The sequence below is a fragment of the Chitinophaga sp. genome, from assembly GCF_035761305.1.
Lineage (GTDB): Bacteria > Bacteroidota > Bacteroidia > Chitinophagales > Chitinophagaceae > Chitinophaga.
In genome coordinates this window covers 1-8,935 of record NZ_DASTRI010000017.1, presented here as the reverse complement: position 1 = coordinate 8,935, position 8,935 = coordinate 1, and the positions used below count along the sequence as shown (strand labels likewise).

The 8,935-nt window shown below is 49.7% G+C and carries 8 protein-coding genes; 6 read left to right on the top strand and 2 right to left on the bottom strand.

Annotated features, from left to right (window positions below; translation table 11 throughout):
• Window positions 1–159: 159 nt before the first annotated feature.
• Window positions 160–816 carry a hexitol phosphatase HxpB gene (hxpB, locus tag VFS25_RS01895; RefSeq protein ID WP_326460417.1) on the bottom strand — a complete coding sequence of 219 codons (657 nt, stop codon included), beginning with the start codon at window positions 814–816 and terminating at the stop codon, window positions 160–162.
• Between the two features lie 203 nt (window positions 817–1,019).
• On the opposite strand from hxpB, the gene VFS25_RS01890 reads away from it, so the two are divergent.
• The 5 genes from VFS25_RS01890 (at window position 1,020) to VFS25_RS01870 (ending at window position 7,265) form a co-directional block, all read left to right on the top strand.
• Window positions 1,020–1,874 carry a methylated-DNA--[protein]-cysteine S-methyltransferase gene (locus tag VFS25_RS01890; protein ID WP_326460416.1) on the top strand — a complete coding sequence of 285 codons (855 nt, stop codon included), beginning with the start codon at window positions 1,020–1,022 and terminating at the stop codon, window positions 1,872–1,874.
• A 212-nt stretch (window positions 1,875–2,086) separates the two neighbouring features.
• Window positions 2,087–4,201, top strand: a complete 2,115-nt coding sequence (locus VFS25_RS01885; RefSeq protein WP_326460415.1) for a HEPN domain-containing protein — start codon at window positions 2,087–2,089, stop codon at window positions 4,199–4,201.
• A 65-nt stretch (window positions 4,202–4,266) separates the two neighbouring features.
• On the top strand, window positions 4,267–5,043 hold the full coding sequence (cobA, locus tag VFS25_RS01880; protein WP_326460414.1) for a uroporphyrinogen-III C-methyltransferase: 777 nt from the start codon (window positions 4,267–4,269) through the stop codon (window positions 5,041–5,043).
• 39 nt (window positions 5,044–5,082) lie between these two features.
• A complete protein-coding gene (locus VFS25_RS01875) occupies window positions 5,083–5,676 on the top strand; it encodes a bifunctional precorrin-2 dehydrogenase/sirohydrochlorin ferrochelatase (RefSeq protein ID WP_326460413.1) in 594 nt (197 codons plus the stop codon).
• Between the two features lie 923 nt (window positions 5,677–6,599).
• A complete protein-coding gene (locus tag VFS25_RS01870) occupies window positions 6,600–7,265 on the top strand; it encodes an HD domain-containing protein (protein ID WP_326460412.1) in 666 nt (221 codons plus the stop codon).
• 10 nt (window positions 7,266–7,275) lie between these two features.
• Here VFS25_RS01870 and VFS25_RS01865 read toward each other — a convergent pair whose 3' ends face one another.
• Window positions 7,276–7,806 (bottom strand): acyl-CoA thioesterase, encoded by a 531-nt coding sequence (locus tag VFS25_RS01865; RefSeq protein WP_326460411.1) that lies wholly within the window; start codon window positions 7,804–7,806, stop codon window positions 7,276–7,278.
• A 221-nt stretch (window positions 7,807–8,027) separates the two neighbouring features.
• Between VFS25_RS01865 and VFS25_RS01860 the strand changes: the two genes are divergently transcribed.
• Window positions 8,028–8,935, top strand: a 908-nt coding sequence (locus tag VFS25_RS01860) for a CTP synthase (RefSeq protein WP_326460410.1), incomplete at its 3' end; no start/stop codon positions are given.

Genomic DNA, 8,935 nt, shown 5'->3' with positions numbered 1-8,935 from the left:
TAAAAGTTGTATCGCTATTAATAGCTTTAAATTCGTTTCGAATTTTATTAATAAGAGTTGCTTTTCGCTGGCTAAATGTCACACCAAAGCCAAGTGTCAGAATAACGGTAGCTGTGAGCGTTAAGGTTTTCATGAAATTGTATTATGCCAACCAACCAATTACACAAACGGCGCCAGCTCCGCATCGCCAAATGCCAGCAGGGAGTCCAGCTGCAGGTCGGCCAGCGCATAACGTTTGTCGTTACGCTTATGCGCTTCCGGTACTACCACCACTTTCATGCGGGCAGCTTTGGCCGCTATCATGCCGGTAACGGAATCTTCAAACGCCAGGCAATGCAGGGGATGGCTGTTCAGCGCTTCGGCGCAGGCCAGGTATACGGCGGGGTGCGGCTTGCCGTGCGACTCAAACTCCGCAGAGCGGATGGCATTAAAGTAACCGGTGATTTCCAGGTGTTCCAGCGCTGAGGTGATAAGCCGCATGGGAGAGGAGGAGGCCAGTCCCAGCTTAAAGTTTTTGGTGCGGAAGTAATCCAGTATGTAATGCAGGCCCTCCATGGCAGTGCCCTGGGCCAGGATTTTGGCAATAACAGCGTCAATGATCTCGCTGGTTACCTGCTCCCGGCTTTTGCCGTTCCATTGAAAGTAGTCGTGCCAGTAATCCACTACTTCTACGGTGCGTAAACCCGTTGTTTGGGAAGTAAGTTCAGGGGTTAGCTCCACACCTACAGTAGCAAACACTTCCCGCATGGCTTTGCCCCACAGCGGTTCAGAATCAATCAGCAGCCCGTCCATATCAAAAATCACCGTATTAACCATAATTGTACGCCTTTTTGCGCCGCAAAGATAGTTGATAATGCGCTCATCTGCTAATCTGCCGGCTCCATGTTGCAAACCGCTGCAACCGCTTCAATCATCCCCCTTCATCTGCACATCCGCTCATCCGCACATTTTCCCGCAATTTCCGGGTTGCCCGCCCTTTCCATGTCCGGTACTTTTGCGATATTACAAATTGCAAAACAATGGAAACACAAGACAAACTGAACTATGAGCGCATTGCTACTGCTATCGGTTACCTTACAGAAAACTTTAAGGAACAACCCGATCTGGATGCCGTGGCTGCGCAGGTGCACCTGAGCCCCTTCCATTTTCAGCGCCTTTTTACGGCCTGGGCCGGTGTAAGCCCTAAAAAGTTTCTGCAATACCTTACTACCGCTTACCTGAAAGATAAGCTGCAGGCAACCTCCAACCTTATTGAAGCGGCAGAATGGGCCGGTCTTTCCAGCCAGTCGCGGGTATATGACCTTTTTGTGAACATGGAGGCGGTAACGCCCAACGAGTTCCGTAATGCCGGCGCGGGCCTTACCATCCAGTATGGCTATCACGATACACCTTTTGGCCGGTGCTTTATTGCAGTTACGCCCCGCGGCATTTGCGGGCTGAGCTTTGTAGAGCCCGGGCAGGAGGAAGCTGTGCTGCAGGAGCTGAAACAGCGTTGGGCCTTTGCCGGCATAGAGCCGCACCAGGGCTTTACCGCCGGCTATATGCAGCAGCTGTTCCCCGAAGGGAATATGCCGGCCGGGAAAATCCACCTGCTGGTGCAGGGCACCAACTTCCAGGTAAAGGTGTGGCAGGCGCTGCTGCAAATTCCGCCCGGGGCAGTATCTACCTACCAGCAAATAGCCCGCAGCATCGGCAACCCGGATGCTTCCCGGGCCGTAGGCACCGCCATCGGCCAAAACCCAATAGCATGGCTTATTCCCTGCCACCGGGTAATACGCCGGGAGGGCGTACCCGGGCAATACCACTGGGGCGCCATCCGCAAAAAGGCGCTTATCGGCTGGGAAATGGCGCAAATGGAGCACTCCCGCTCATAACCAGTAGTTATTACGCATAATTAATAGTTATACTTTCCGCCTTTTTTTCGGGGAAAAAAGTTTTGAGAATCTGGCCTGTCTGTCTATCTTTGTTATAGTCTACTAAAACTATGGGATTATAGGTTGTAAGGGAAGCATAGCTAAAGGTGGTATTTAAACGCACCCCTTTGGTAGACTGTAAATCCAATCGTCAAATCGTAAATCAGATCAGCATGCAAAGCTTCAGAACAGAACTGGAAAACCCCGTTGTAGAAAGGGACATCATTGAGCTGGAGAAGAAGATAAAGCTGTTCCGTGAGGGACAGATACCGGAAGAGAAATTCCGCAGCCTCCGCCTGGCCCGGGGCATTTATGGCCAGCGCCAGCCAGGTGTGCAAATGGTGCGCATCAAATTACCCTACGGTAAAATGACCCTGCAGCAGTGGAACCGCATCTGCGATGTATCTGACGAGTACTCCATCGGCAATCTGCACCTAACCACCCGCCAGGACATACAAATACACTTTGTAAGCCTTGACAGAACCCCTGAGCTGTGGGCACAGCTGGATAAGGATGATATCACCATCCGCGAAGCCTGCGGTAATACCGTGCGCAATGTTACGGCATCTGACCGCGCCGGCATTGACCCGGATGAGCCATTTAACGTAATTCCTTATACAGATGCGACTTTCCGCTACTTCCTGCGCAACCCCATTTGCCAGGACATGGGCCGTAAGTTCAAAATAGCCTTTTCTTCCAGCGATAAAGATACTGCCTGGGCTTTCATGCACGACGTGGGCGTAATTCCTAAAGTACGCCAGGTAGACGGTAAGGAAGTACGCGGCTTTAAAGTAATGGTAGGCGGCGGCCTGGGCGCTCAGCCTTACCTGGCGCATACTGCTTTTGAGTTCCTGGAAGCCGACCAGCTGATCCCTTATATTGAAAGCGTACTGCGCGTATTTGACCGCTACGGTGAAAGAGCCAGCCGCCATAAAGCCAGGATGAAGTTCCTGATCCAGAAAATAGGGTTTGAAGAGTTTGAAAGACTGGTAAAAGAAGAGTACAAAGCCCTTAAATCAAAAATATTTGTGGTAGAGGCTGCGGAAGAAAACCCGGCGCTGTCCGATGAAAACGCAGTACTGCCGGCTTACAACATCAAAGACGCTAAAAAATACGAAGCCTGGAAAACCACCAACGTATTTGAGCAGAAACAGAAAGGCTTTTTTGCCGCTTATGTACGGGTGCCCCTGGGCAATATCAGCACCGGTATTTCCCGCGAGCTGATAAAAGCCCTGGAACCGGTTATTGCCAACGATGTGCGGGTAACAGCCAACCAGGGCCTGCTGCTGAAGTACATTCGCCCCGCGCATTTACCCTATGTGTTCAGCGTGCTGGAAACAGCAGGTTTTGCAGAACCGGGTTTTGACAGCATTGCAGATATTACCGCCTGTCCCGGTACCGATACCTGTAACCTGGCCATCAGCAGCAGCACCGGTATTGCTGCAAAGCTGGAACAGGTAATACATGATGAGTTCCCCGACCTGGTGTACAATAAAGACATTAAAATAAAGATCAGCGGCTGTATGAACTCCTGCGGCCAGCACGGTATAGCCTCCATTGGCTTCCACGGCAGCTCCCTGAAAAGCGCGGGTAAAACGTTGCCTGCCCTGCAGGTGCTGTTGGGCGGCGGCATTGTAGGCAACGGCGTGGGCCGGGTGGCGGATAAGGTAATTAAAGTGCCCAGCAAACGCGGTCCTGATGTGCTGCGTGTGCTGTTGAGCGACTTTGAGGCCAACGGGCAGGAAAATGAGCTGTTCAACGATTATTACGACCGCCAGGGCGAGCGTTATTTCTACGAGCTGCTGAAACCCGTGTCAGACCTGGCTGCCCTGCAGGATGAAGATTTTGTGGACTGGGGACAGGAAAAAAAGTTTGCCACTGCCATTGGCGTTGGAGAATGCGCCAGCGTGGTGATAGACCTGGTAGCCACCCTGCTGTTTGATGCAGAGGAAAAGCTGGCCTGGAGCGCGGATGCGCTGGCTGTTGGCCAGTATGCAGATGGTATTTACCATGCTTACTCCGCCTTTATAATGGCGGCCAAAGCCCTGCTGTTGGGCGAAGGCGTAAGCTGTAACACGCAGCACGGTATCATGAACGATTTTGACAAGCACTTTGTAGCTACCGGTAAAATAGCCATTGAGGGCGGTTTCAGGCCGCTGGTATTGCAGATCAATGAGCACGAGCCGGCTGAAAGCTTTGCCAAACAATACTATCAGCAGGCAGCTGACTTCTACAAACAAGGCCAGGCCTACCGTGAAGCAGCAGCTGGGGTACCGGCAAATGCATAAATGAATTTAAAGGTGAAGGGCAGCCGCCCTTCACCATACTACAACTGATCTAAAAGGAGGATGATATGCAACCAATAGTTCCGAAATTAACGCTCGTAGGTGCAGGCCCTGGTGATCCTGAGCTGATCACCGTAAAAGGCCTGAAGGTAATACAGCAGGCGAGAGTGATATTATATGATGCGCTGTCAAACAACGAGCTGCTGGAACACGCGCCTGCCAACTGCCTGAAACGCTTTGTAGGCAAGCGCGCCGGTATGCATGTATACTCCCAGGACGAGATCAACCGCATGATTGTAAAGTATGCCCTTACCTTTGGCAGCGTGGTGCGTTTGAAAGGCGGCGACTCTTTTGTGTTTGGCCGCGGGCAGGAGGAAATGGCCTTTGCGCAGCAGTTTGGAATTGAAACAGAAATAGTGCCCGGCGTGTCCAGCGCAGTAGCGGTGCCCGGTATGAATAAAATACCTGTTACCGCCCGTAATGTAAGCGAAGGCTTTTGGGTAATTACCGGCAACACACAGCACGGAAACCTTTCCCGCGACCTGCAGTTTGCCATACAGGCCAACACTACGGTGGTAATACTTATGGGCATGAGCAAAATAGCGGAAATAGCCGCCATTTATAATGCGCATGGCAAGGGCAGCACCCCCGCCGCCATTATCCAGAACGGTACGTTGCCTAACCAGAAACTGGGCGTGGGCAATGTAAGCAACCTGGCGCAGATAGCTGCCAGCCATGAGCTGCGTAACCCCGCTGTTATTGTGATAGGAGAGGTGGTACGCTTTCATGAAGCGTTCCAGGCCATGCAGGAAAAACTGGCTGCTGAATTAAAAATGGCAGTATAATGTGAATGTAGAGATGTGAAAGTGCATTAACTTCAGGCAATGGAAGAAAACCATTTGTTCCCGGTATTTTTTAAGCTTAACCGCCTGCAGGTGCTGGTGGTTGGCGGCGGCAATATTGGCCATGAAAAGCTGAATGCCATGCTGCAGAACTGCCCCGATGCCAATATTACCGTGGTAGCTACCTGGTTTTTACCTGAAGTGGAAACACTGGCCCACCAACACCCCACCATCACCCTTGTACAAAAAGAATTTTCCTGCGGCGACCTGCTGGGTAAAAGCCTGGTAATAGCCGCCACCAACGATCACGACCTTAACCGTACCATTTGGGAAAAAGCCAAGTGCAGCAAAGTGCTCATTAATGTAGCCGATACCCCTGAGCTATGCGATTTTTACCTGGGCTCCATTGTACAGAAGGGTAACCTGAAGATCGCTATTTCCACCAACGGTAAATCACCCACTGTAGCCAAACGGCTGAAACAGGTGTTGCAGGAAGCCATACCTGATACCCTGGATGAAGTGCTGAACAAGCTGCAGGTAATACGCGAGCGCCTGAAAGGCGATTTTGCCGAAAAGGTAAAACAGCTGAATAAAATCACCGATGTGCTGGTGCAGGAAAAGCATAAAACCCCCTGAATAACAGTTACACGCTCCTTTATATCCGGGCAAATTCAATCTAACTTCCTGCAATATCTCCCCCGCAGGCTGTCAGCACCATAAAATTATTCAAGGTCAAACCACCCGCTTAGATAGATGCTTGCCAATTGCCTTTAATTATACTAACCGGCTTCGGTAGTTGTATGGGCACTGCCACAAAATATGCATGCCCCGTCCTTAGCTTAAACTTCATCTTCAACCGCAGCGGGTAACATTTTCAGTTTAACAAGTGATGTTAGCGGCGTGATTGTGTAAGTATTTATTGAATATTTATTATTATAATGTAATTAAAATATGCCCGCTGTAATAATCATAAAATAATTAACGTGATGCCTTGGTTTAATTATGTTATTGATAAACATAAGTTTAAACTATTTTATAAAAGTTTTCCGGGGAATTATTATTTATATTATAAATAAATATATGTATATATTTTTTGTCAAAACAGTCGAAAAATTCAACTTGTATCTGTATTTTTATGATACAATTATGAACGGCTATTAATTCGAGTGCTTTATTAAGAGCTGTTCCTGGGGGTTACGCAAAAGACAAAGTCATAAAACCAACCGATGGAGGCAGGGCCTCCGGTTCTGCGCTCCATCGGTCATTTAAAGTATTATTTTTTTTGACATAAAGATAGTAGCGGTCATAGGCGGGGTTCGACTTAACGGTTGGCAAGCCACCAGGGCTTCGCCCTATGCCGCGCCAACAGATTAGCTCCAATAAAAAAATTACTGTTTGTTATACACAAATCCATTTATCAACCAGGATTCCCGCTTCCCTACAATTACCTTCTACCGGGCCCGAAAGGGGCCCCGGTAAAGGTGTTATAATTGTGTTATCTACAAGTAACACATCTTGAAATTCCGTATATTTATACTGAACAAGTGTATTTAGTGCGTATGATTGAAACAACTTTATCGACACAACTTATAAACCCCACCGTAACCTATGTAAAAAAGGAGTTGACCCATGCCGAAGGTGGACACGACTGGTGGCACATTCAAAGGGTTTGGCAGCTGGCCAGGCATATTGGTTCCAAAGAAAATGTAGACATGCTGGTAGTAGAATTGGGAGCCCTGCTGCACGACATTGCAGATTCCAAATTCCATAATGGCGATGAAACGGTAGGGCCTGAAAAGGCGCGCGCCTTTCTCCTGTCTGTTGATGCGCCCGAGCCTGTAGTGCAGCATGTGGTGAACATTATCCGGCACATTTCCTTTAAGGGAGGCAATCACCGCCCCGAGTTCTGGTCACAGGAGCTGGCCGTAGTGCAGGACGCCGACCGGCTGGATGCTTTAGGCGCTATTGGTATTGCCCGTACCTTTAATTACGGCGGTTTTAAGAACCGGCCTATGTACGACCCTGCTGTAATGCCTAACCTCACTATGACTAAAGAGCAGTACAAGCAGAGCATGGCCCCTACCATTAATCATTTTTATGAAAAGCTGCTGCTGTTGAAAGACCGTATGAACACGGCCACAGCCAAAGCGCTGGCAGAAGAAAGGCATCGTTTTATGGAACAGTTCCTGGAGCAGTTTTACCGGGAGTGGGAGGGGCAGGTATAGGCCTTGGCCTTTATTTGGCCGCTTTCTCAAAGAACAGCGCCTTTAGCTCATCGGCGTCCTCCGGTTTCATTTTGCCGCTTAATATCAGGCGCAGCTGCCGCCTGCGCAGGGCGCCGTCGTACAGCCGCTTTTCTTCCTCCGTATCGGGTATAATGGCCGGCACCGGGCGCGATTTGCCGTTGGGGTCCAGTGCCACAAAGGTCATAAAGGCTTCATTAGACTTATAACGGTATTGCTGTACCGGGTCTTCGCCCCATACCCGCATATGTACCTCCATAGAGGTGGTAAAGGCGCGGCTTACCCGGGCCTCAATATGCACCACATTGCCCAGCTTAATGGGCGTTTCAAAGGAAATGTTATCCACAGAGGCAGTTACCACCGGGGCGCTGCAATGCTTCATGCAGGCAAGGGCCGCGGCAATATCCATCCAGTACATCAGGCGGCCCCCCATCAGGTTGCCGAAAGTATTGGTATCATTGGGTAATACCAGCTCCGTCATCCGTATCACCGACTCCTGGGAATGTTTGGCAGTTATAGTCATAGCAATTTATCGGACCGCAAACTTAGCAAAATTCCAGGGGGTAATTCACACATTCTGGATAATTAATGGGGGGAATCCGGGCAGGGTTGAAAGGTTCATAAAAATTTTGTGTTAACTTTGCCTGACCTTCGGAAGTAATTCTACTTGACAGACAGGTACAGGTTACACCAAACAAAGCACTTCCTCTTTAGGTCAGGGAATCTTTTCAGAACTTAGTTTTTATGGCAAAATATATCTTCGTTACGGGAGGTGTTACTTCCTCATTGGGTAAAGGAATTATAGCCGCCTCGCTGGCTAAACTATTGCAGGCGCGCGGCTTCAGGGTGACTATTCAGAAGTTTGATCCTTATATTAATGTGGATCCCGGTACGTTGAACCCTTATGAGCATGGGGAATGTTATGTAACTGAAGATGGCGCCGAAACCGACCTGGACCTGGGCCATTATGAGCGTTTCCTGAACACGCCCACCTCGCAGGCCAATAATGTTACCACCGGCCGTATTTACCAGACCGTTATTAATAAAGAGAGAGAAGGGGCTTACCTGGGCAAAACCGTACAGGTGATTCCCCATATTACAGATGAGATTAAACGCCGCATCCTGCTGCTGGGTAAGGACGGCAAATATGATATTGTGATCACAGAGCTGGGCGGCACTGTAGGGGATATTGAGTCCCTGCCGTATGTAGAGGCGGTACGCCAGCTGCAATGGGAATTAGGGGAGGAGGATTGCCTGGTAATACACCTTACGCTGATCCCCTACCTGCGCGCTGCCAAAGAGCTGAAAACCAAGCCCACCCAGCACTCTGTAAGGCTGCTGAGCGAAAATGGCGTGCACCCCGATATTATTGTATGCCGCACCGAAGAGCCGATGTACCGCGACCTGAAAAAGAAGATAGCCCTGTTCTGTAATGTGCAGGTAGATGCGGTAATAGAAGCCAACGACGTAGGCACCATATACGAAGTACCCCTGGAAATGATGCGGGAAAAGCTGGACGTGATCTGCCTTAAAAAGCTGAACCTCCCGGTTGAAAAAGAGCCGGAGCTGGGTAAGTGGCGGGAGTTCCTGGACAAGCTGAAATATCCCAAATCCAAGGTGACCATTGGCCTTATCGGCAAGTATGTAGAGCT

Bases quoted from the DNA above. Each gene is read 5' to 3' on its own strand.
- VFS25_RS01865 (WP_326460411.1), bottom strand. From the start codon at position 7,806: ATGACTATAACTGCCAAACATTCCCAGGAGTCGGTGATACGGATGACG.
- VFS25_RS01870 (WP_326460412.1), top strand. From the start codon at position 6,600: ATGATTGAAACAACTTTATCGACACAACTTATAAACCCCACCGTAACC.
- hxpB (WP_326460417.1), bottom strand. From the start codon at position 816: ATGGTTAATACGGTGATTTTTGATATGGACGGGCTGCTGATTGATTCT.
- VFS25_RS01875 (WP_326460413.1), top strand. From the start codon at position 5,083: ATGGAAGAAAACCATTTGTTCCCGGTATTTTTTAAGCTTAACCGCCTG.
- VFS25_RS01885 (WP_326460415.1), top strand. From the start codon at position 2,087: ATGCAAAGCTTCAGAACAGAACTGGAAAACCCCGTTGTAGAAAGGGAC.
- cobA (WP_326460414.1), top strand. From the start codon at position 4,267: ATGCAACCAATAGTTCCGAAATTAACGCTCGTAGGTGCAGGCCCTGGT.
- VFS25_RS01890 (WP_326460416.1), top strand. From the start codon at position 1,020: ATGGAAACACAAGACAAACTGAACTATGAGCGCATTGCTACTGCTATC.